The sequence below is a fragment of the Halorubrum sp. SD683 genome (assembly GCF_002135045.1).
Classification (GTDB): domain Archaea; phylum Halobacteriota; class Halobacteria; order Halobacteriales; family Haloferacaceae; genus Halorubrum; species Halorubrum ezzemoulense.
Genome location: NZ_NEWJ01000024.1, coordinates 1 through 22,482, shown reverse-complemented (window position 1 = coordinate 22,482; position 22,482 = coordinate 1). Strand labels below are relative to the sequence as shown.

The 22,482-nt window shown below is 69.8% G+C and carries 16 protein-coding genes and 1 pseudogene; 2 read left to right on the top strand and 15 right to left on the bottom strand.

Features of this window, described 5'->3' with window-relative positions; genetic code table 11:
- Nucleotides 1-16: 16 nt before the first annotated feature.
- Nucleotides 17-2,968 carry an excinuclease ABC subunit UvrA gene (gene uvrA, locus B9G49_RS08210; RefSeq protein ID WP_086216046.1) on the bottom strand — a complete coding sequence of 984 codons (2,952 nt, stop codon included), beginning with the start codon at nucleotides 2,966-2,968 and terminating at the stop codon, nucleotides 17-19.
- A 96-nt stretch (nucleotides 2,969-3,064) separates the two neighbouring features.
- Nucleotides 3,065-5,263 carry a twin-arginine translocase subunit TatC gene (locus B9G49_RS08205; RefSeq protein WP_086216045.1) on the bottom strand — a complete coding sequence of 733 codons (2,199 nt, stop codon included), beginning with the start codon at nucleotides 5,261-5,263 and terminating at the stop codon, nucleotides 3,065-3,067.
- A gap of 215 nt (nucleotides 5,264-5,478) precedes the next feature.
- Between B9G49_RS08205 and B9G49_RS08200 the strand changes: the two genes are divergently transcribed.
- Together B9G49_RS08200 and B9G49_RS16740 are read left to right on the top strand one after the other, a co-directional pair.
- Nucleotides 5,479-6,567, top strand: coding sequence for a twin-arginine translocase subunit TatC (locus B9G49_RS08200; RefSeq protein WP_086216044.1), 1,089 nt, complete (start codon nucleotides 5,479-5,481; stop codon nucleotides 6,565-6,567).
- A gap of 534 nt (nucleotides 6,568-7,101) precedes the next feature.
- Nucleotides 7,102-7,257, top strand: coding sequence for a hypothetical protein (locus B9G49_RS16740; RefSeq protein ID WP_167373085.1), 156 nt, complete (start codon nucleotides 7,102-7,104; stop codon nucleotides 7,255-7,257).
- Nucleotides 7,258-7,296: 39 nt separating this feature from the next.
- On the opposite strand, the gene argF is transcribed toward B9G49_RS16740, so the two are convergent.
- The 13 genes and pseudogenes from argF to B9G49_RS08135 form a co-directional block, all read right to left on the bottom strand.
- Nucleotides 7,297-8,196, bottom strand: coding sequence for an ornithine carbamoyltransferase (argF, locus tag B9G49_RS08195; protein WP_086216043.1), 900 nt, complete (start codon nucleotides 8,194-8,196; stop codon nucleotides 7,297-7,299).
- A 64-nt stretch (nucleotides 8,197-8,260) separates the two neighbouring features.
- Nucleotides 8,261-9,442, bottom strand: coding sequence for a [LysW]-lysine hydrolase (locus tag B9G49_RS08190; protein ID WP_086216042.1), 1,182 nt, complete (start codon nucleotides 9,440-9,442; stop codon nucleotides 8,261-8,263).
- Nucleotides 9,442-10,569, bottom strand: a complete 1,128-nt coding sequence (locus B9G49_RS08185; RefSeq protein WP_049932109.1) for an aspartate aminotransferase family protein — start codon at nucleotides 10,567-10,569, stop codon at nucleotides 9,442-9,444. The genes B9G49_RS08190 and B9G49_RS08185 overlap by 1 nt, the downstream gene beginning before the upstream one ends.
- On the bottom strand, nucleotides 10,566-11,534 hold the full coding sequence (locus B9G49_RS08180; protein WP_086216041.1) for an acetylglutamate/acetylaminoadipate kinase: 969 nt from the start codon (nucleotides 11,532-11,534) through the stop codon (nucleotides 10,566-10,568). The genes B9G49_RS08185 and B9G49_RS08180 overlap by 4 nt, the downstream gene beginning before the upstream one ends.
- Nucleotides 11,531-12,607 (bottom strand): N-acetyl-gamma-glutamyl-phosphate reductase, encoded by a 1,077-nt coding sequence (gene argC, locus B9G49_RS08175; protein ID WP_086216040.1) that lies wholly within the window; start codon nucleotides 12,605-12,607, stop codon nucleotides 11,531-11,533. The genes B9G49_RS08180 and argC overlap by 4 nt, the downstream gene beginning before the upstream one ends.
- Complete coding sequence (gene lysX / locus B9G49_RS08170; RefSeq protein ID WP_086216039.1) at nucleotides 12,604-13,545, bottom strand: lysine biosynthesis protein LysX; 942 nt, start codon at nucleotides 13,543-13,545, stop codon at nucleotides 12,604-12,606. The genes argC and lysX overlap by 4 nt, the downstream gene beginning before the upstream one ends.
- Before the next feature lie 79 nt (nucleotides 13,546-13,624).
- On the bottom strand, nucleotides 13,625-13,813 hold the full coding sequence (gene lysW, locus B9G49_RS08165) for a lysine biosynthesis protein LysW (protein ID WP_049932116.1): 189 nt from the start codon (nucleotides 13,811-13,813) through the stop codon (nucleotides 13,625-13,627).
- Between the two features lie 293 nt (nucleotides 13,814-14,106).
- Nucleotides 14,107-15,615 (bottom strand): argininosuccinate lyase, encoded by a 1,509-nt coding sequence (gene argH / locus B9G49_RS08160; RefSeq protein WP_086216038.1) that lies wholly within the window; start codon nucleotides 15,613-15,615, stop codon nucleotides 14,107-14,109.
- Complete coding sequence (locus tag B9G49_RS08155) at nucleotides 15,616-16,857, bottom strand: argininosuccinate synthase (RefSeq protein WP_049932119.1); 1,242 nt, start codon at nucleotides 16,855-16,857, stop codon at nucleotides 15,616-15,618.
- A 360-nt stretch (nucleotides 16,858-17,217) separates the two neighbouring features.
- Complete coding sequence (locus tag B9G49_RS08150) at nucleotides 17,218-18,555, bottom strand: glutamate-1-semialdehyde 2,1-aminomutase (RefSeq protein WP_086216037.1); 1,338 nt, start codon at nucleotides 18,553-18,555, stop codon at nucleotides 17,218-17,220.
- Nucleotides 18,556-18,666: 111 nt separating this feature from the next.
- A complete protein-coding gene (locus B9G49_RS08145; protein WP_176454938.1) occupies nucleotides 18,667-20,394 on the bottom strand; it encodes an ammonium transporter in 1,728 nt (575 codons plus the stop codon).
- Nucleotides 20,395-20,889: 495 nt separating this feature from the next.
- Nucleotides 20,890-21,921 (bottom strand): DNA repair and recombination protein RadA, encoded by a 1,032-nt coding sequence (gene radA / locus B9G49_RS08140; protein WP_086216036.1) that lies wholly within the window; start codon nucleotides 21,919-21,921, stop codon nucleotides 20,890-20,892.
- A 182-nt stretch (nucleotides 21,922-22,103) separates the two neighbouring features.
- A pseudogene (locus B9G49_RS08135) lies at nucleotides 22,104-22,367 on the bottom strand (ACT domain-containing protein); the annotation flags it as partial.
- Between the last annotated feature and the right edge of the window lie 115 nt (nucleotides 22,368-22,482).

Sequence of the window (22,482 nt, the reverse complement as noted above, 5' to 3'; positions counted from 1 at the left end):
CCGCCACAGACGCCGCTCAGTCGTCGTCCGCGACCGCGGGCTTCCGACGGTCGTCGCGGGGGCCGTCGAGGTCCACGTCGGGCAGCATGTCGCGGAGGTAGCGCCCGGTGTGCGAGGCGTCTTCCCGAGCGATCTCCTCGGGGGTACCGCTCGCGACGAGTTCGCCGCCGCCGTCGCCGCCCTCGGGGCCGAGGTCGATCACGTGGTCGGCGTTCTTCACGAGGTCGAGCTCGTGTTCGATGACGACCACGGTGTTGCCGGCGTCGACGAGGCGGTGGAGCACGTCGATCAGCTTGCGCTCGTCCTCCTTGTGGAGACCCGTCGTCGGCTCATCGAGCAGGTAGAGCGTGTCGCCGGTCGCGCGCTTGCCGAGCTCCTCGGCGAGCTTGACGCGCTGCGCCTCGCCGCCCGAGAGGGTGGTGGAGGGCTGGCCCAGCTCCATGTAGCCGAGCCCCACGTCCTTCAGCAGTTTCAGGCGGCGTTCGAGCCCGCGGTGGCTCTCGAAGAAGTCGTACGCCTCCGCGACGCTCATGTCGAGCACGTCGGCGATGGTCTTCCCCTTGTACTCCACGTCGAGCGTCTCGTCGTTGTAGCGGGCGCCGCCGCACTCCTCGCAGGGGACGTACACGTCCGAGAGGAAGTTCATCTCGATCTTGACGGTCCCCTGCCCGCCGCACTCCTCACAGCGGCCGCCTTTCACGTTGAACGAGAAGCGGCCCTTCTCGTAGCCGCGGCGCTTCGAGAGCTTCGTCTCCGCGAACAGCTCTCGGACGTGGTCGAACACGTCCGTGTACGTCGCGGGGTTCGACCGCGGCGTCCGCCCGATCGGCGACTGGTCGATGAGCCGCACCGTCTCGACCCCGTCGAGCCCCTCGATCGCGTCGTGTGCGCCGGGATCGACCGAGGTGTTGTCGTTCATCTCTCGCGCCAGCCCCTTGTAGAGGATGTCGTTGACGAGCGTCGACTTCCCCGAGCCGGAGACGCCGGTGACGGTCGTCAACGTGCCGAGCGGGATCGGCACGTCGAGGTCCTTCAGGTTGTGCTGGCGCGCGCCCGTCACCACGAGTTCGCCGTCTGGCTCGCGCCGCTCGTCGGGCACCGGGATCGACTTCCGGCCCGCGAGGTAGTCGGCGGTCACCGACTCGTCGGTCCCGACCACCTCGTCGAAGTCGCCCTGCGCGACGACCTCGCCGCCGCGCTTGCCGGGGCCGGGGCCCATGTCGATGATCTCGTCGGCGCGCCGCATCGTCTCCTCGTCGTGTTCGACGACGAGCAGCGTGTTGCCGAGGTCGCGGAGCCCTTCGAGCGTGTCGAGCAGACGGTCGTTGTCGCGCTGGTGGAGGCCGATGGAGGGCTCGTCGAGGACGTAGAGGACGCCCACCAGCCCGGAGCCGACCTGCGTCGCGAGCCGGATGCGCTGGCTCTCGCCGCCGGACAGCGTCGACGCCTCGCGGTCGAGCGTGAGGTACTCCAGCCCGACCTCCTCCATGAAGCCGAGCCGCGCGCGGATCTCTTTTAAAATCTCCTCGGCGATCGTCGTCTCGCGCTCGTTCAGCTCCGCCTCCATTCCCTCGAAGTGCTCGCGGGCGTCGGCGATCGACAGCTCGTTCACCTCGGTGATCGACGTGCCGGCGACGAGGACGTGCCGCGACTGCTCCTTCAGTCGGGTGCCCTCGCACTCGGGACAGGTGGTCACGGCCATGTACTCCTCGATGTGGTCGCGGGCGCGCTCGGAGTCGGTCTCGACGTGGCGGCGCTCCAAGTTGGGAATGACGCCCTCGAAGCGCTCCGTCTTCTCGCGCGTGCCGTTCTTCGTCGTCCACTCGAAATGGACCATCCCGTCGGTGCCGTAGAGGAACTGCCGCCGGATCGACTCGTCGAGCTCCTCGAAGGGCGTGTCGAGGTCGACGCCGAAGTGCTCCGCGACGTTGTCGAGTTGGCGCGAGTAGTAGGTGCGGTCGTAGCTCCACGGCTCGAACACGTGCTTCAGCGGCTTCGAGGGGTCCTCGACGACGAGGTCCTCGTCGACCTCCTTCGTCGAGCCGATCCCCTCGCACTCCGGGCAGGCGCCGTACGGACTGTTGAAGGAGAACGAGCGCGTCTCGATCGCGGAGAACTGTACGTCGGAGTTGGGGTTGCCCAGCTCCTCGGAGAACTCGACGACGAGGCGGTCGTCGCCGTCGGCGTCGGCCGCGAGCGATCCCGTCGAGCGCGCGTTCGACGCGAAGGGAACGTCCTCGGGCGGGTCGGGGACGATCAGCTTGAGGACGCCGCCCGCCTCCTTGAGGGCGGTCTCGACCGAGTCGGTGATCCGCGAACGCGCGTCCGGGGCCACCCGAACGCGGTCGACGATCACGTCGATCGTGTGGTCGTAGTTCTCGTCGAGGTCGGGGTCGTCGAGGGTGAGATCGACGGGCTCGCCGTCGATCTCGACGCGGCTGTACCCGTCGCTCACCAGCTCCTCGAATAAGTCCTCGAAGGCGCCCTTCTGGTCGCGGACGACCGGGGCGGCGATCTTCGCCCGCGTGCCCTCGGGCAGGTCGAGGATCTGCTTCACCATGTCCTGGGCGGACTGCTCGCCGACCTCCTCGCCCGTGACGGGGTCGTACTGGGTGCCGATCCGGGCGTACAGCAGCCGGAGGTAGTCGTGGAGTTCGGTGACGGTCCCCACCGTCGACCGTGGGTTGTTCGCCGCGTTCTTCTGGTCGATCGAGATCGCCGGCGAGAGCCCCTCGACGGACTCCACCTGCGGTTTGTCCATCTGTCCGAGGAAGTTGCGCGCGTACGCCGACAGCGACTCGATGTAGCGGCGCTGTCCCTCTGCGTAGACGGTGTCGAACGCGAGCGACGACTTCCCCGAGCCAGAGAGCCCGGTGACGACGGTGAACTCCTCCCGCGGGATCCGGACGTCGAGGTCCTTGAGGTTGTGTTCCTCGGCGCCGCGGACCTCGATGTAGTCCTTGCTCATTTCACTTCGTCCGTTGCGGGCGCGCGCGGGAATAGTCGTCGGTCGCGGGGACCGGCAGCGCCCGTTCTCGCCGTCGGCCGCGCCGAGCGCGGGGACTCACTCCCCGACGAACTCCGCGGGCGGAGAGAGGTCCCGCCGCCCCCCGAAGGTGACGAGGAAGAGGACGCCGACGCCGACGCCGTACGCCAACATCAACGGGATCGTCGCGAGGAACATCGTGATCACGTCGGCGGGGGTGAACACGGCCGCGACGAGCAGGATCCCGATCGTCACCTCGCGCCAGCGGGCGCGGAACACGCGGTACGGGACGCCGGCGTTGTTCAGCAGGACCATCGCGATGGGGATGTCCGCGAGGAAGCCGATCCCGATGGTCGTGTAGATGACGAGCCAGAGGAAGTCGCTCACCTGGTAGGTGATGACCATGTCCGCGAGGCGCGCGTCGGTGACGAGCCAGCCGATGATCCCGGGGGCGATGTACGCGTACCCGAGCGCGAAGCCGCCGATCATCCCGGCGCCGAGCGCGCCCGCCCACAGGTACACCTGATAGAGCCGCCCGGCGACGAAGCCGCGCTCGCGGAGCGCGGGCCACGCGTAGTAGAGGGCCACGGGGAACGCGGCGAAGATCCCGAGCATCACCGAGAACTTCACCATGAAGATGAGCGCCTCGACCGGGTGGAGCGTGATGATGTTGATCCCGCCCTCGACCTCCGCGGGCACGCGCCGTTCGAGGTCGCCCCGGACCGTTCCGAGCCCGCCGAGGTACAGCCACGTGAACGCGGCCGCCATCACGGCGCCGAACACCGCGACGATCCGGAACGACCGCGTGCGCAGCGAGTCGAAGATGAACTTGAGGTCCGTGTAGTAGCCGCCGATGTCGTCTTCGGCCTCCTCCTCGTTGCCGTCGGTGAGCTCCGCGAGGAACGTCGAACTCGCCCGCGAGGTCCGGTTCTGGACGTTCCCGACGAGCCCGTCCTCGCCGGCGTCGTCCGCGCCGCCGTCGCCGTCCGCGTCGCCGTCGCTCCCCTCGTTCGCCTCGTCGAAGCGGTCGAGGATCGCCTGCGCCTTCTCCGGGTCGTCGTCGTCGATCGCGGATTGCGCGAGCGCGAGCGACTCCTCTTCGCCCATCTCGGCGAACGCGTCCGCGGGGGCCGCCCGCACGCCCGCGGCGTCGAGTTCGCCCACGTCGATGGCGGTCGGGTCGCCGTACCGGTAGCCCGCGCTCGCGGTGTCGAGGTCGGTGTACACCGCCCACAGCGTCGCGACGGCCGCGAACGCGATCGCCCACGCGGCCGCGTAGACGCCGAGCGCGGTCGTCGGGTCGACGCCGAGCCCGGCGCCCGGTTCGAGGAACCGCCGCGTGCTCCCCGCGAGCCGGAGCAGGTCGTTGACCGCGGTTCGACCGCCGTACTCGTAGAAGCCGTACACGAGCGCGCCACCGAGGACGGTCGCGCCCCCGACGACGTTCCAGTGGTTCCGCACGGCGCCGAGCACGTCGATCCGGTCGGAGCTCCGTTTCGCCGTGACGACGAGCTTCGCGAGGTAGAGGCTGAAGCCGTACAGCGCGACCAGCGGGAACGCCCACAGTAGCTGGGTGAACGGGTCCGGCGGCGAGAAGACGGCGCCGAACACGAAGATGGCGACGACCGCGTAGCGCCACTTGTCGCGGAACGTCTCGTACGGGACGATCTCGGCGTACGACAGCCCGGTGATGACCATCGGCATCTGTCCGGCGAGGCCGAACGAGAGGGAGAGGAAGACGATGAACTCAGTCCACATCACGATCCCGTAGGTGGGCTGGATGTCGGCCTCCAGCCCGAACTCCGCGAGAAAGCCGAACATCAGCGGGAAGAAGGCGAAGACGCCGTAGGCGACGCCGGCGGAGAACAGCCCCGCGGCGAGCAGTCCGAGGAGCGCGAGCTTCCAGCGGGCGATCGGCGACTGCGGCCACATACCGCGAGCGCGGAGTTCGTCGCGGGTGACGTAGATCAGCGGCGGGATCGCGGCGATCGCGCCCACGATCAACCCGATCTTCGCCTGGAGGAGGATCACTTCGAACGGGGTCGTCGCGATGATGTCCGCCTCCTCGGCGACGGCAGCGCTCATGTTGGACTCGGTCACCTCCCGCAGCCGGTCCCAGATGTACGTTCGGAGCGCCCAGAACGTCGCGAGGAAGCCGATGAGGAAGACGACGAACACCTTCTGGAGATCCTTCTGGATCGATCGAAGGAACGCCTTCGCCGTCTCGCGGCCCTCCGCGATCGACTGCTGGGTGTCTTCGTCGAGGGCGCTCGCCATACGGAAGGCGACGGTCGTCGCCGTTATCAACCTTTTCGACCGCGGGCGCTCCGGCCGCCGAGCCGTCGCGGGGCCGTTGAGCAGTTACGAGCCCGCCGAGCCCGGCCAGGCCGCCGCTTCGGTCGCTCCGTCGCCGCCGCGAGACCCGGTTTCGCCCCCGCGCGACGCAGCCATCCGAAAAGGTTGATAACCGCCCGGTCGCGTAGGGCAACTGAATGGACGACTCGGACCGGCCGCGCGACGACGACTCGGCCGCCGCTGACGGGTCGACCGACGAGGGCGAACCCGAGAGCGACGCCGCCGGAGAGGGCGGCGAGAGCGTCGAGTCCGAGGTCGAAGCAGAGGTCGGACCCGAGGTGGACCCCGCCGCGGTCGACGCCGACTCGACCGCCTCCGCTGACGCCGACTCGACCGCCTCCGCGGCCACCGGCTCCGCGGACGCCGCCGACCCGTCGACTGACGGCCTCCCGGCGACGGACGACGCCCAGAGCCTCGGCGACGGCGGCACGCCGGCGACGACCGCGGACGCACCGACCGCCGACGCCGCCACGGCCGTCGAGGACGAGCCGTTCGAGGGTATCGAAGGGCCGGAGACGGACGAGGAGATGCCGCTGGCCGCGCACATCGAGGAGATGATGCGCCGGCTCGCGGTCGTCTTCCTCATCGGCGGGCTGGCGACGCTCGTCGTCGTCACCGAGTCGACGGAGCTGATCAACTACTTCTGGAGCTACCACATCCCGGCGCCGCTGGAGAACCGCCCGCGGCTGTACGGCCCGCTCGAACTCCCGCTCACCCGCCTGAAGGTGGCCGGTCTCGCGGGCGTCGTGGTCGGGCTCCCGGCGTTCGTCTACGAGACGTACCGGTTCATGCGCCCGGGACTCTACGAGACGGAGCGCCGCTACTACCTCGCGGCGGTCCCGACGAGCCTAATCTTAGGCGGTGTCGGGATCGCGTTCGCGCACTTCCTCGTGTTGCCCGCGATCTTCTCGTATTTCACCACCTACACCTCCGACGCCGCGACGATCGCTTTCGGGCTCGCGGAGACGTTCAACCTGATCGTCATCATGCTCGCGTTCATGGCGATCGTCTTCCAGATCCCGCTTTTCATCATGCTCGCGATCATGATGAACCTCGTCACCCGGCAGTGGCTGGAGGCGAAGCGGCTGATCTTCTGGGGGTCGTTCCTCGGGATCGCGTTCCTGTTCAGCCCCGATCCGACCGGGATGGCGCCGATCATCGTGACGCTCACGATGATCGCCCTCTTCGAGGGGACGCTCGCGATACTGCGCTGGACCGGGAACTAGATCCGGTCGGTGCTGTTTCTACCACTGATTGCGGATCGACAGCAGGCACCGTCAGCGCCTCAGACGCTCGGCCGTTCGTGAACTGCGGTTCTACGGCGACCGCCTCCCAATCCCCAGCCGCCCGGCTCTACGCAGACTCCTGCTGATCGCCGACGACACCTCCGAAGCCCTAGCCGCGAGACTCGCGCGCCCTGTTGCGCGCCTCACTCGGTCGCTGACGCTCCCTCGTTGCGGTGCTTACTGCGGCGTGCTTCGGCCTCGCGGCAGCGTGGCGCTACGCGCCACGGGCAGCCGGCGGCTTCGCCGCCGGCGACTGCCCCTTCGAGTCCCGCCCCGACCACACGGCGCCGCACCTCACACCGCCCCAGCCTCGCGGTTCACTCCGGGCTCCCTTCGGTCGCCCGTCGCTCACCGCGTCCCTCGCGCGTGCGACTCGCGCCCCGCGGGCGCTCGTCGGCACGCGCCGCCGCTCCGCCGACACGCGGCTCCGCTCCGCCGACACGCATTAGTCCGCCGCGGCAGGATCGACTCGGTATGGTCCTCGGCCTCGTCGTTCCGGCAGCTATCTCGTTCGTGTTCGCCGCGGTCGCGGCGTACGTGGGCGCCCTCCGCGCGCTGGAGGTGTACTTCGACCCGAACCAAGACAGCGTCTTCCTCATGGACGACCGCGAGCCGCCGTACCGCCGGTGAGGCCGCGGCAGTTCCGGTTCGGCCCCGCCAGCGGCGCCCTCACGACTCGCCGAGCAGCTCGACGAGCAACGCGTTCTGCGCGTGCATCCGGTTCTCCGCTTGGTCCCAGACCAAAGCCCGGTCGGATTCGAGCACGCCGTCCGTGATCTCCTCGCCGCGGTGCGCGGGCAGGCAGTGCATCACCTTCGCGCCGGTGTCCGCGAGCAGGTCGGCGTTCACCTGGAACCCGTCGAAGGCGGCGAGCTTCTCCTCGCGCTCGTCCTCCTGCCCCATCGAGATCCAGACATCGGTGTAAACGACGTCGGCGCCCTCGATAGCGGTCGCCGGATCAGCCGTCGGCGCCACGTCCGCGCCGAACTCGGCGGCGCGGTCGAACACGTCGGGGTCCATCCCGTAGTCGGCGGGCGTGGCCACCTCCACGTCGACGCCGGCCATCGCCGCGCCGACGACGAACGACTGCCCGACGTTGTTGCCGTCGCCGACCCACGCGACCGTGGCGTCCTCGCCGACCGTCTCCCGGATCGTGAGGAGGTCGGCGAGCGTCTGACAGGGGTGCGCCTCGTCGGTGAGCCCGTTGATCACGGGACAGTCGGCGTACTCGGCGAGGGTCTCCACGTCCTCGTGGTCGAACAGCCGGGCCATCACGCCGTCGACGTACCGGCCGAGGACCCGCGCCGTGTCCTTCAGCGGCTCGCCGTGGCCGAGCTGGATGTCGTCGGGGCCGAGGAACATCGCGTGGCCGCCGAGTCGAGTCATGCCCGTCTCGAAGGAGACCCGGGTGCGCGTCGAGGGTTTCTCGAAGATCATCCCCAGCGTCGCGTCCCCGAGTCGAGGGTCGGTCTCGCCCGCCTTCATCGCGGCGGCGCGGTCGAGCAGGGCGTCCAGTTCGGCGGGCGTCACGTCGTCGATGTCGAGGAAGTCGTCGGTTGCGAGGGGCATCGTTGGTGTGGTGTCGGGTGGTGGTGTCGTTCGAAAACAGTCGGTTTCGGAGAGGTGCGTCGGGTTACAGTCGCTCGCGGCAGACCTCGGTCAGCACGCGCACGGCGCGGTCGAGGTCGGGTAGCGGGAGCCGCTCGTCGGGCGCGTGGTCGAGGTCGGAGTTCCCGGGCCCGTAGGTGACCATCGGGCAGTCCCACGCGGCCGCGAAGAGGTTCATGTCGCTCGTGCCGGTCTTCCGGAGCAGGCGCACGTCGCCGCCCGCGGACCGGATCGCGACGCGGAACGCCCGCGCGAGGTCGGTCCGCGGACTCTCCATCACGGGCGGCATCGGCTCGCCCCAGCGGACGGTGCCGGTCGACAGCTCCGCCTCCGCGAGCTCGTGGATCTCGTCGACCGGCCGCGACGGCGGGATCCGCAGCTGGACGTCCACTGTCGCCTCCACGGCGAGGCCGTCGTCGCTCAGGCCGCCGTCGACCGAGATGGGCTTGGTCGTCACCTGGTCGAACACGGCGGTCTCCGCGTCGTCCGGCGTGAACGCCTCCTCGACGCCGTGCCACCAGTCGATCGCGTGCTGGATCGCGTTCGGCTCCGGCCGCGAGGAGTGGCCCGACTCGCTGGTGTTCACGTACGTCCCCTCGAGCAGGCCGCGGTAGCCGAGCGTGATCCCCTGCCAGCCCGACGGCTCGCCGTTGACCACCGCCTCCGGCGCGTCGCGGTCGCCGATGAGGTGGCGCGCGCCGCCGGAGTCGACCTCCTCGCGGACGACGCCCGCGAAGGAGACGCCGGTCTTCACCGCGGCGACCGCCATCGAGACGAGCGGTCCGGTCGCGTCGACCGACCCGCGACCCCACAACACGGGGTCGCCGGGGTCGCCGACGCGGACGTCGGAGGGCTCCGGCAGCTCGCCCTCGGACGGCGCGGGCCGCACCTCGACAGGGATGTCGCCGGGGACGGTGTCGACGTGCGAGGTGAGGAGCACGGCGTCGTTCGCCGGGGCGCGGACGTTGCCGACCTCGTCGATCCACGCCTCCCGGCCGTTCGCCTCGAAGAAGTCGACGAGGCGCTCGGCCGCCCGCTCCTCGTTGCGCGACGGCGAGGGGATCGAGACCATGTCGTACAGCAGCTTCCGGGCGGGCGTGTCGCAGGCCGCGGGGTAGCCGCCGCCGGCGACGACGTCGGTGCCGCCGGCCGCGGCGTCGTCGGCCGCCTCGCCGCCCTCCCGATCCTGTTCCTTGCCGGCCGCCATCAGCCGACCACCTCGGCTATCGCGTCGACGACGGCGTCGGCGTGCTCGCGCTCGATCGTCAGCGGCGGCAGCAGGCGCAGCACGGTCCGCCCCGCCGGCAGCGCGAGGATCTGGTGGTCGATGGCGAGGTCGCGCAGCAGGCGGTTCGACCCGCGGCGCACCTCGATCCCGACCATCAGCCCGTCGCCGCGCACGTCGCGCACGTCGTCGCCGAGGCGGTCGCGGAGCTCGCTGCGGAGGTAGTTCCCGACCGCCTCGGCGTGGGCCGGGAGGTCCTCGCGCTCGATCACGTCGAGGGTGGCGCCCGCCGCAGCCGACACCACGGGCCCGCCGGAGAACGTCGAGCCGTGATCGCCCGAGTCCTCGGCGATCCAGTCGCGACACAGCGTCGCGCCGATCGGGAGCCCGCTGCCGAGCCCCTTCGCGGTCGTGAGGATGTCCGGTACCACGTCGTGGCGGTCGGCGGCCCACATGTCTCCGGTGCGCCCGAGCCCGGTCTGGATCTCGTCGAGGATCATCGCCGCGCCGGAGGTGGCGGTCGCGACGCGGACAGCCTGAAGGTACTCGGTCGGGACGGGGTTGATCCCGCCCTCGCCCTGGAGCGGCTCCAAGATGACCGCGGCGGTGTCCTCGTCGACCGCCTCGCGCATCGCCTCGGCGTCGCCGTACTCGACGAACTCGACGCCGCCCGCGAGCGGGCCGAACCCGTCCTTGTACTTGTCCTTCCACGTCGTCGCGAGGGTCCCCATCGTCCGGCCGTGGAACCCTTGCGTGGTCGCGATTATCTTCTCGCGGCCCGTCGCGTGCCGGGCGAACTTCAGCGCGGCCTCGTTCGCCTCCGTCCCGGAGTTACAGAGCCAGACGTTGTCGACGTCGACGGGCGCGACCTCGGCCAACCGCTCGTACAGCGCCGTCCGCGCCGCGTGCGGGTACGACGCCTGGACGTACAGCAGCTCCTCCAGTTGGCTCGTCGCGGCGTCGACGACCTCCGGGTGGCAGTGGCCGACCGGCGTACAGGCGTAGCTGGCCCCGAAGTCGAGGTACTCCGTGCCGTTCGTGTCGGTGAGGTGTACCCCATCTCCCGAGGCGATCCCGATCGGCTTCTCCGAGAAGACGAAGCCGCTCACGCGGTCTCACCTCCGTCGGGCTCGGCGGGTCCGCTGTCGCCGTCCGCCTCTCCGGTTTGGCCGTCCGCCGCCTCGTCGTCTCCCCCCGCTGTTCCGTCGCCGCCGAGCGCCGCCCGCTCGATTGTCGTCCCCTCGCCGCCGAGCGCGGCGACGACCGGGTCGCGGACGTTGGCGTCCGCGATCACGACGCGGCCCGCTCCGCCTTCGAGCGCCTCTCTCGCGGCTATCACCTTCTTGCCCATGAACCCCTCGGCCGCGTCTTCGACGGCCGCCAACTCGTCGGGCGTCGCGGCCGCGTCGATTCGCGCCTCGGGGTCGTCCGGGTCGGCGTACACGCCCGCCACGTCGGTCAGGAGGACGAGGTCGGCGTCGAGCGCGCCCGCGACCGCCGCGGCCGCGCGGTCGGCGTCGGCGTTGACCGCCGTCACCTCGCCGTCGCCCTCGTCGCCCGCAATCGGCGGCGAGACGACCGGCGTGTAGCCGCCGTCGAGGAGGTCGGCGAGGAGGTCGGCGTTCACCGACTCGATCCGCCCGGAGTGGTCGCCGCGCCGGATCTTCCGCTTCCCGTCTTCGACGACGCGGACCGCGGACTTACGCGGCCCGGCGAGGAGGCCGCCGTCGACCCCGGAGAGGCCGACCGCGTCGACTCCGGCCGAGCGGAACTGTGCCGTCAGTTCGGTGTTGAGCTTGCCGGCCATCGCCATCGCGAACGCCTCCATCGTCTCCGCGTCGGTGAACCGCCCGGTGACGCCCGAGGCGGACTCGACGTAGTCGGGCTCGATGCCGAGCCGTTCGAGCGTCTCGTCGACGACCGTCGAGCCGCCGTGGACGACGACGACGGGGCGCCCGTTGGCCGCGAGGTGCGCGACGTCGCCGACCGCGCCGGCCGGGTCGACCGCCTTCGCGCCGCCGACCTTGACGACGACGGGCGGCTCGGCCGCCGGTTCGGAACCACTCCCCGTCACGGCGCACCCACCGGGTGGAGCCCGTCGAACTCGAGGCCCGTCGTCTCGGGCAGTCCGAGGGCGACGTTCGCCGCGTGGACCGCCTGCCCGGCGGAGCCTTTCATCATGTTGTCGATCGCCGAGAAGACGACCACACGGCGGTTGCCGGGGTCGAGCTCGAAGCCGACCTCGCCGTGGTTCGTCCCGGCGACCGCCTTCGGCTCGGGGTAGCGGTAGACGCCGCCCCCGCCCGAGACGATCCGCTCGAACGGTTCGTCCGCGTAGGCGTCGCGGTACGCGCCCCAGAGGTCCCCCTTCGAGACCGGCTCGTCGGGGAAGACGTGACACGTCGCGCTCGCGCCGCGGACAATGTCGACCGCGTGGACCGTGAAGGAGACGGAGAGCCCGATGTACGCCTCTATCTCCGCCTCGTGGCGGTGGCCGGTCGGGGCGTACGGGCGCACGACGCCCGAGCGCTCCGGGTGCGAGGAGGCCGCGCCGCCGCCCGCGCCGCCCTCCGAAGAGCCGACCTTCACGTCGACGACGACCTCGCCGCTCTCGGGACCGAGCGCGCCGGCGTCGACGAGGGGCTTCAGCCCGAGGATCGTCGCGGTCGCGTTACAGCCCCCGCCGGCGATCAGGTCGGCGCCGGGGAGGTTCCCGCGGTTGATCTCCGGGAGCGCGTACTCCGCGCGCTCCAAGTACTCCGGCGACTCGTGCCCGTCGTACCACTCGTCGTAGGCGTCGGCCTCGGGGAGCCGGAAGTCCGCCGAGAGGTCGACCACGGTGTCGGCGGCCTCGGTGAACTCGTCGATGCGTTCCATCGAGACGCCGTGCGGCGTCGCCGCGAACAGCACGTCGACCGATTCGAGGTCTTCGGGGTCCGAGAAGCGAAGGTCGAGCCCGCGCAGGTTCGGGTGCGAGCGCCCGACGGTCATGTTGTCGGCCGACCGCGAGGTCGCCTGGACGACCTCGAAGTTCGGATGGCCGGCGAGGAGCCGCAGCAGCTCGCCGCCGGTGAACCCGGTGCCGCCGACGACGCTGGCGGTGTAGGCGTCGGTGGCCGCGCCGCTGTCCTCGGCGTCTACGGTCACGCGTCGGCCCCCGCGACGGCTCCGTCGGCCAGCTCGGTCGCCTTCGCCTCCAGCCAGTCGACGACCCGCGCCGGGACATCGATGTCGGTGGCCGCGTCGAGCGCCTTGAACTCGACGGTGTGGTTCACCTCGTGGACGGTATAGTCGTCGGCCGCGCCGTCGCCGTCTGCGCCGACGCCGGTCTCGGCGGTGTCCGATTCCGCCTCGACTCCCACCTCCATCAGGTCGACGCCGAGCATACCGCCGCCGACGGCCTCCGAGGCCTTCTCGACGAGTTCGGTCGCGCGTTCGTCGAGCTCGAACGGCTCCGTCTCGCCGCCCTTCGCGGCGTTCGTGAGCCAGTGGTCCGAGGAGCGCGTCATCGCCGCGACCGGCTCGCCGTCGACCGCCAGCACGCGGATATCGCGGCCGGGCTTGTCGACGAACTCCTGGACGTAGAACACCTTGTGCTCGTAGTGGCCGAGCGTCTCCTTGTGTTCCAAGATCGCTTCGGCGGCGTTCCGCGAGTCGATCTTCGCCATCAGCCGCCCCCACGAGCCGGTCACGGGCTTGAGGACGCACGGGTAGCCGAACGACTCGATCGCCTCTAGGGCGGCCTCCGTCGTGAACGCGACCTCCGTCGCCGGGGTCGGCACGTCCGCCTCGGCGAGCGCGAGCGAGTTCTTCGCCTTGTCGGCGCAGACGTCGCCCGTCTCCGGGCCGTTCACCACGGGGACGCCGTAGCTGTCGAGGAACCGCGTCGCGTACAGCGACCGGCTCGTCGACAGGCAGCGGTCGACCACGAGGTCGAGGTCGTCGACGGCGGCCGTCGTCGAGTCCAGGCCGAACCGCTCCTTGCGCACGTCGATCTTCGCCACGTCGTGGCCCCGCTCGCGGAGCTCGCCGAGCAGGAGCTTCTCGTCTTTCCGGATCCGCGAGTAGAGGACGCCTACGCGCACGTCGATTCCCCTCCGTTCGGGTCGGTGTTCACGCGCATGTCGACCACTCGGGTGTCGCGGCCGCGGCGGTCGTCGCCATCTACTCGCCCCAGTCCTCCTCGAGCTCTGGCGCCTCCTCCAAGACGACCGGGTCGAGCGAGATGACCTCCAGCTCGGTCCCCGTGACCGGACTGTCGATGATCTCGCCGACCTCCACGTCGGCCGGGATCTCGATTTCCTCGCCCGCGATCGGGTCCTCCGCGGTCAGCGTGTCAGTGTCGCTTGTCATCGTACTCCACTCTGGGTGACTCGATACCATAAATCTTCCGAACTTACCAAAAAATATACACCAGCCAAAGCACCGGCTATCGGTTCGAGAGCGGCCGAAAGCGCCCGGACGAACCGGACTATCAGATCCTAGTTACTTGTTCGTCCCCTCGCGGAGACGAGTTCGCGACCGGGGGTCGTCGGTCGACCCCCGGTCGCGGCGGTCGTCGCAGTCGGTCCGGCTGCGGCGGTCGGTTCGGCGGCGGCGGCCGGTTCAGTGTCCGCCCGCGGCGACCACCGCGGTCGGTCCCACGATCACTCATACGTCGCCACCTCCGCGTCGAGCGCCTCGGCCGCCGCCGCCAGCGCCTCGCGGCGGTCGTCGAGCGCCGTCGCGTCCGCGTCGATCCCTGCGGTCGCGGCCGTCAGGTCCGCCGCGACCGCCTCCGGCGCGGGGCCGCCCGCGGAGTCGCGGCTCGCGACGCTCGCGGCCGGATCGAGGACGCGTTCCACCTCGTCGCGGGACACGCGCTCGAAGAGGGACTCGCCCAGTACCGCCTGTGCGGCCTCGTCAACTTTTGCGGCGGCGGTCGCTGGGTCGTCGCCGTCTCCGACCGCGGGGGCGGCGCTCGCGACGATCTCGTGGGCGGTCCGGAACGGGAGGCCCGCCATCGCGAGCAGGTCGGCGACCCCCGTGGCCGTCGAGAACCCCTCGCCCGCAGCGGCCGCGAGCGCGTCCGCGTCCCACTCGGCGGTCGCGACCGCGCCCGCAGCGATCTCGGTCGCTTCGCGCACGTCGCCGGCGATATCGAAGACGCTCGCGTGGGCGCGCTGGAGGTCGCGGTTGTACGCCCGCGGCAGCCCCTTCAGGAGGCTCAACGTACCGGTCGCCTCCCCGATCGCGTCGCCCGCGACGCCGCGGGCCAGCTCCAGCGTGTCGGGGTTCTTCTTCTGGGGCATGATCGACGAGGTCGAGGCGTACGCGTCCGCCAGCTCGAGGACCCCCTTGTTCGAGAAAACGATCAGGTCCTCGGCGAGCCCCGATAGCGTCGTCGCGAGCGTCGCGAGCGCCGTCGCCGTCTCCGCGAGGAAGTCGCGCGCCGAGGCGGCGTCCATCGAGTTGCGGACCGTCCCGTCGAAGCCGAGCAGCTCTGCGGTCCGGTCGCGGTCGACGTCGAACGGCGTCCCGGCGAACGCGGCCGCGCCGAGCGGCGACCGGTTGACGCGGTCGTACGCGTCCAGGAGCCGCTCCGTGTCGCGCGCGAGCCCGCCCTCGTACGACAGCAGGTAGTGCGCGACCGTCGTCGGCTGTGCCGGCTGGAGGTGGGTGTACCCCGGCATCACCGTCTCCGCGTGTTCCTCGGCGACCTCGACGAGCGCCTCCCGGGCGGCGACGGTCGCCTCGGCGGCGTCGAGCAGGTCCTCGCGCAGCCGGTACCGGATACACGTCGCCACCTCGTCGTTGCGCGAGCGGGCGGTGTGCATCCGGCCGCCGTCCGGGCCGACCCGGTCGATGACGGCGGTCTCGATCGCCTCGTGGACGTCCTCGCCGTCCGGGAGCGCGCCGTGGCCGGCGGCCTCCACCTCGTCGAGCGCGGCGAGTATCTCGCCCGCGACCCCGCCGTCGACGATCCCCTGTTCGGCGAGCATCACCGTGTGCGCCCGGTCGACGGCGAGGTCCGCCTCGAAGATTGTGGCGTCGGCCGCGAGGCTCGACAGGAACTCGCGGGCAGGTCCGCCGCTGAAGCGCTCGCGCCGGACGGCGGTGTCGTCACCGCCGGCCGCCTCGTCTGCGTCGCTCGCGTCGGGATCGTCGTCGGTCATCTAGTTATCGTCCGCGTCGGACCCGTCCGTCTCGCCGGACCCGTCCGTCGCGAGCTCGGGCTTCGAGACGCTCGCCTTCACGTCGTTGGCGAGGCGCTCCTGGAGTCCGTGGTACTTCGCGACGCCCGTCGCGTCCGACTGGGCGATGCCGGCGACGTCCTCGGTGTTGAACGAGGCCATCTCCTCGGAGTAGACGGCGTACTCGGAGTCGCGGGCGACGACGCGGCAGTCGCCGCCGGACACCTTCACGGTCGCCGTGCCGGTCACCACGTCCTGCGTCTCGTCGACGAAGGCGTTCAGCGCGTCGACGACGGGCGCGAACACGAGCCCCTCGTACGCCTTCTCCGACCACTCCTGCTCGATCCCCTTCTTGAACGAGCGCTCGTTCTTCGTCAGGACGAGATCTTCGAGTGCCTGGTGGGCCGTCAGCAGGACCGTCGCGGCCGGGTGCTCGTAGTTCTCGCGCACCTTCAGCCCGAGCATGCGGTCCTCCATCACGTCGGTGCGGCCGACGCCGTACCCCCCGGCGTGCTCGTTGAGGTGCTGGATGAGCGGCACGGGGTCCATCGCCTCGCCGTCGACGGCGACGGGGATCCCCTCCTCGAACGTCACCTCTATGGTGGTCTCGCCCTCCGGCTCGGCGGTCCACTCGTAGATGTCCTCCGGCGGCTCGTAGTTCGGGTTCTCCAGCTTCCCGCCCTCGACCGCGCGCGACCAGATGTTCTCGTCGATGGACCAGACGCCGCCGTCGCCGGCCTCGACGGGCAGGTCCTTCTCCGCGGCGTAGTCGATCTCCCACTCGCGGGTGAGGCCGAGTTCGCGCACGGGGGCGATCACTTCAAGATCGGAGCCGCGCCAGACGGCCTCGAACCGGAGCTGGTCGTTCCCCTTCCCCGTACAGCCGTGGGCGATGGCGTCACAGCCCTGCTCCTCGGCGACGCCGAGGATCGCCTCGGCGATGACCGGGCGCGCGAGGGCGGTCCCGAGCGGGTAGCCCTGATAGCTGGCGTTGGACTTCACCGCGTCGAAACAGAGGTCCGCGAACTCATCCTTCGCGTCGACGACGTGGATGTCGAGCCCCAGCGCCTCGGCGGTCTCCTCGGCCTCGTCGAACTCCTCGGTGGGCTGGCCGACGTCGACGTTCACGCCGATGACCTCGTCGTAGCCGTACTCCTCTTTCAGCAGCGGTACGCAGACCGTGGTGTCGAGTCCCCCGCTGAACGCGAGTGCAACGCTCGTCATTACCAGAGTACACCCGGCCTACGGTCTTAAATTCAGCGGTTTCAAGATTGTAAGAAAAAGACAGCGCGGCCGCTCGCGGTGACGATAGTCGAGACTCTCCGGAACGGAACGGCGCGAACGCGACGAGGGATGAAGATTACTGGCCCGAAGGGCCTCGTCGTCGCGCCGCGCCGGAAGCCGGTCGCGGCGGTCGGACGTCTCGTCGCGGTCGCAGGGCTCGTCGGCCTCGGAGAAGGGCGGCGTCGAGACGAGCCACTGCGGTCATCGCGTGTATGTACCGATCTCCGATATAAAACTGTTCCGCACCGCCCGGCGCGCGCAAGGTTTGCCGGACGGCCCGGAGATCGCCGGTCGCCCGGTCTACAGCGCCTCGCGGTACGCTTCGAGCGTCGTCTCGACGTCCTCCTCCGTGTGCGCGTAGGAGGTGAACTGACACTCGTACTGGTTCGCGGTGAGGAACACGCCTCGGTCTTTCATTTTCTGCCAGAACACCCGCTCCCAGCGGTCGGTCGCAGCGTCGGCCACGTCGGCGCCCGTCTTTGGGCACGAGTCGTACCGGGCGCAGTCCGGGTCCTGCCGACAGCCGCCCGCGCAACAGGCGTCGACGTCGTCCGGCGCCTCGCGGGTGAACACCGTCTTGAACATCGAGTCGGTGCCGACGACGGTGTACTCCGGCGCGCGCTCGGCGCAGATCTCGGCGATCCCCTCCCGGAGCTGCCGACCGAGGCGGTTGACGTGCTCGTACACGTCGTTTTCGGCCGCGTACTCCAGCCCGGCCTTCCCGGCGGCCATCGTCACCGGGTGCCCGGAGAAGGTGCCGGACTGGAACACCTCGCCAGCGGGCGTGAACCCCTCGATGATCTCCGCTTTCCCGCCGATCGCGCCGACCGGGAAGCCGCCGCCGATAATCTTCCCGAACGTCGTCACGTCGGGGGTGACGCCGAACTTCGACTGGGCGCAGCCGAGGCCGCCCACCCGGAACCCGGTGATCACCTCGTCGAAGATCAGTAGCGAGCCGTGGTCGTCACAGAGGTCCCGCAGCGTCTCGTGGTAGCCGTCGACGGGCATCACGATCCCCTTGTTGGCGAGTATCGGCTCGACGAGGACGGCCGCGATCTCGTCGCCGTGTTCCGCGAACACCTCCTTCGCCGCCTGCGGGTCGTTGAACGGGATCGGGAGGGTGTGCTCGGCGAACGCCTCCGGGATCCCCGCCGTCGACGGGTGCGCGTCGCCCGGCGACCCTTCCACGAGCGTCGACTCCTGCGCGCCGTGGTAGCCGCCCCGCATCACGACGATCTTGTCGCGGTCGGTGTGGCCGCGCGCCAGTCGGACTGCCGAGACGGTCGCCTCCGTGCCGGAGTTGACGAAGCGGATCGACTCGACGCTCGGGACGTGCCGCGCCACGAACTCGGCGTGTTCGACCTCGATCTCCGTGGGCGCGCCGTACATCGGCCCCTCCGCGACGTGCGACTGGACCGCCGCCTCCACCGGATCGGGCAGGTCGTGGCCGTAGAGGAGGGGGCCGTACCCCATCACCCAGTCGACGTAGCGGTTCCCGTCGGCGTCGATCACGTGGCCGCCGTCGCCGCGCTCGACGAAGAAGGGGTGCGGCATCGTCGCCCGGACCGAGGAGTTGACGCCGCCCGGCATGACCGACAGCGCGCGGTCGTACAACTCGCGCGAGCGCTCGTGGTTCATACCGACCGGTTGGGTCGGCGGGCTGAAAGTAGTTGCCGAACCGCCGTCACGCCCGCCCGAAAAAAGTCCGTCCGTCGATCCGTGCGCGGTGTCTGCCCGCCGGGAGCGTCGCTACACCGCCTCCGTTCCGGTCGCACCCGTGCGGACTTGGAGCGCGTCCTCCACCGGCATGATGAACACCTTGCCGTCGCCGGCCTCGCCGGTCTTCGCGGCGTCGGCGATGGCGTCCGCGACCTCGTCGGCCGGGATGTCGGCCACGACGACCTCGACTTTCACCTTCTGGTGGAGATCGACGGTGAACTCCTCGCCGCGCCACTGGCCCTTCTTCGCGGGCTGGCTGCCGCGACCGGAGACGTTCGTCACCGTCAGCGAGGGGGCGTTGATCTCCGCGAGCGCCTGCTTGATGTCTCCGAGCTTGTCGGGGCGGACGACCGCCGTGACCATCTTGATGTCCGTGCCGGCCGCCGCGCCGCCGTCGGCCCGGGGAGACTCCCCATCGGACTCGGTCGTGTCGATCACCGACGGGCCGCCGTCGGTCGCGACGCGGTCGCCGCCGAACTCGGGGTAGGTCTCGACGCCGTGTTCGGAGATGTCGAGGCCCTCCTGTTCGTGCTCGGCGGTGACGCGCGCCTCGCCGGCGAGCTTGAGCACGTACCAGACCGCACCGGTTGCGGTGATCGTCCAGCCGCCGATGATGACCACGCCGACGAGCTGAGCGACGAAGTGGGCGCCGATGCCCGCGCTGAGCTGACCCGGTGCGGCGACGAACGGGAAGAGGAGCGTCCCGAGAACGCCGGCACTCCCGTGAACCGGGAACACCGCGCAGACGTCGTCGATCTTCAGGTTGTCCGAGACGAACTCGAAGACGATCGGGAGCTGCGCGCCGGCGAGCCCGCCGACGACGACGGCGCCCCACCATGCCGTGGTGTCGGGGATTGCGGTGATGCCGACGAGCCCGGCGAGCAGGCCGTTGGCGACGTAGAGGGTGTCGACCTTCCCGGTCTTCGCCCAGACGACGAGCGCGGCGCCGATCCCGCCGGACGCCATCGCGATCGTCGTCCCCATCGCGACGAGGTTGAGCGTCAGCGTGTTGAACACGCCGCCGCTGACCACTGACGCCGTGCCGACGTTGAAGCCGTACCAGCCGAACGCGAGGACGAGCGTCCCCAGCACGGCGAACGTCAGCGAGTGACCGGGGATGACGTTCGTCGAGCCGTCCTTCCCGTAGCGGTCCATCCGCGGCCCGAGGATGGCCGCGGCCGTGAGGCCCGCGATGCCGCCCATGCCGTGGACGATCATGCCGCCGGCGAAGTCGTGGAACGCGGTGCCCGTCAGCTGTGCGACGAGCCCGTCACCGGAGGCCGACCACGTGAAGGCGATGACCATCGGGTAGATGACCGCGGCCAGGAGGAACGTGTAGGTGACGTACGCGCGGAGCTTCGCGCGACCCGCGACCGCCCCGGAGACGATCGTCGCTGCGGTCATCGCGAACACCGCGCCGTAGAGCCAGTTGACGTAGGGACCGACCACGCCCGACTCGACGGCGAGTTCGCCGCCGGAGTACAGCGATCCCGCGGCGGAGGCGATCCCCGACGACCCGTTCACGAGGCTCGTGAACGCCGTGCCGATGAGGAAGAACACCGCCACCCCGACGCTCCACGTCAGGAGGTTCTTCGTCAGCTGGTTGGCGACGTTCTTCGACCGCACCTGCCCGGCCTCCAGCATGGCGAAGCCGGCGTGCATGAAGAAGATGAGGAACGTCACGACGAGGATCCACGTCCCGTTCATCGCGGACGCGAACGTGCTCGGATCGATCGTGGCGAGGACGCCGCCCGTCACAACTCATCCACCTCTACTGAACGCTCGTCCGATTCAAACCGTGCTTCGCTCGTGTTCATGTGCTGAATCACGTTTCGATTCCCGGGAACGCCTATACATAAACGTTAGAGTTGAGTTTCACAAAAAACACGGTTGATAATACGGCGGTCGTCCGATATAAGGACGTGGCTATGGAATATAAGGACGTTTTTCTCGCGGTTCCGCCGCAATTGTTGCGCTCGAACTCGACGGTCGTTGTGTAGCTCAGCTATCTATTTCGGCGTGACCCGTCGCCGAGCGGCGCTCTCGGGGCGGGCGCGGTCCCCTCTGGCGAGTATTGCCGCGCCGCCGTCCCGCGCTTGGGCGCCGCACGGGCTCTCCGTCCCGAATTCGGGTCGTTCCGGCCTCGTCGGCAGAAGTAGACGTTTGTCAACCCGTCTCGCGGTTCCTCGACGGAATCGATATCTCGGCGGTGTCAGACTGCCCTCTCCGCCGACCGATGTCCCGGAAATACCGTTATTCCGGCTTCAGACCCTCGTTCTGGACGCGCATCACGGCCTCGCCGTCGGCGAGGTTCGGCGCGTCGACGAGGCGGACGATCCGCTTGTCGCCCTTCGACTTGCGGAGGTACATCCGGAACGTGGAGGCGTGTCCGAGGATGTTGCCGCCGATCGCCTGCGTCGGGTCGCCGAAGTACGAGTCGGGATTCGACGCGACCTGGTTCGTGACGAGGATGGCGGTGTTGAACAGGTCGCCGATCCGCATCAGGTCGTGGAGGTGTTTGTTGAGCTTCTGCTGGCGATCCGCAAGCTCGCCCCGACCGACGTACTCCGCGCGGAAGTGCGCGGTGAGCGAGTCGACGCAGACGATCCGGATCGGCCATTCCGTCTCCTCGTGTTCGCCGGCCAGCTCCTTCGCCTTCTCGGCGAGCAGGATCTGGTGGTTGGAGTTGAACGCCTTCGCGACGTGGATCTGGTCGAGGAACGCCTCGACGAGCTCTTCGAGCGCCTCCTCGTCCGAGGGCGCCCCCTCGATCTCGCGGCGCTCCATCTCGTCGGCGAGGATCTCGTCGTCGAGCCCGCGGACCATGTCGTCGATCCGCTCCGGTCGGAACGTGTCCTCGGAGTCGACGAAGATACAGCCGCCGTCGAGGCCGCCGTTCTCCGGCTCTAGCTGGACGTTGACCGCCATCTGATGGGTGACCTGCGACTTCCCGGACCCGAACTCGCCGTACACCTCCGTGATCGACTGCGTCTCGATGCCGCCGCCGAGCAGGTCGTCCACCTCGTCGATCTGCCAGGAGAGCTTGCCGATCTCCTGGCGGCGCTCCAGCACGCTCGCGCCGGTCTCGAAGCCGCCGACGTCGGCGGCGTCGCGGGCGGCGTTGATGATGTCGGCGGCGGACGACTCGCCGATGTCGGCCGTGTTCGACATCTCGCCGGGGCTCGCGACGGCGATCGACTGGTAACTCTCGAATCCGTTGTCCACGAGCTTGTCCGCGGTTGCCGGGCCGACGCCGGGGAGGTCCTCGAGTTCGTCTTCAGGCATGTACACAGTGCTTGTTTGCCATCCCGTATAAAGACTGGTTTACACCCGAGTGAAAGTGAAGTTCGCCGAGCGTCACCGCTCGGTCGCGGTTCGCTATCTCTCGAAAGCGTTCGTCGGAGCGGCCCGCTCCGTCGCGCGGTGAAACTGGTCGAGGGGTCAGGGGCGACCCGGCGGTCGGGTCCTCAGAAGCCGACGCGGCGGACGTACCCGAGGTCGCGGATCTCCACGAGCAGGTCGCCCGACAGCTCGGCGTCGGTGATCACGTACAGCTTCGGGTCGTCGGTGAACTCGGGGTCCTCGCTCAGCACCTGCCGGATCGAGACGCCGCGGTCGGCCAGGATCCCCGTTACCTCGGCGACGATCCCGGCCTCGTCGGCGGCCGCGACCTCGATGGTGAGCACCGTCAGGTCGAGGACCGGGGCGAGGTCCATCAGGCTCGGGACGACCGTCCTGTTGGCGCTGTTCCTCTGTCTCACCGCGCACGTCGCGGCCCGGAACGTCCTCGGCGACGCCGACCCGCGGCGGGCCCTCTACATCGGCCCGCTGCCCGCGGTGATCAGC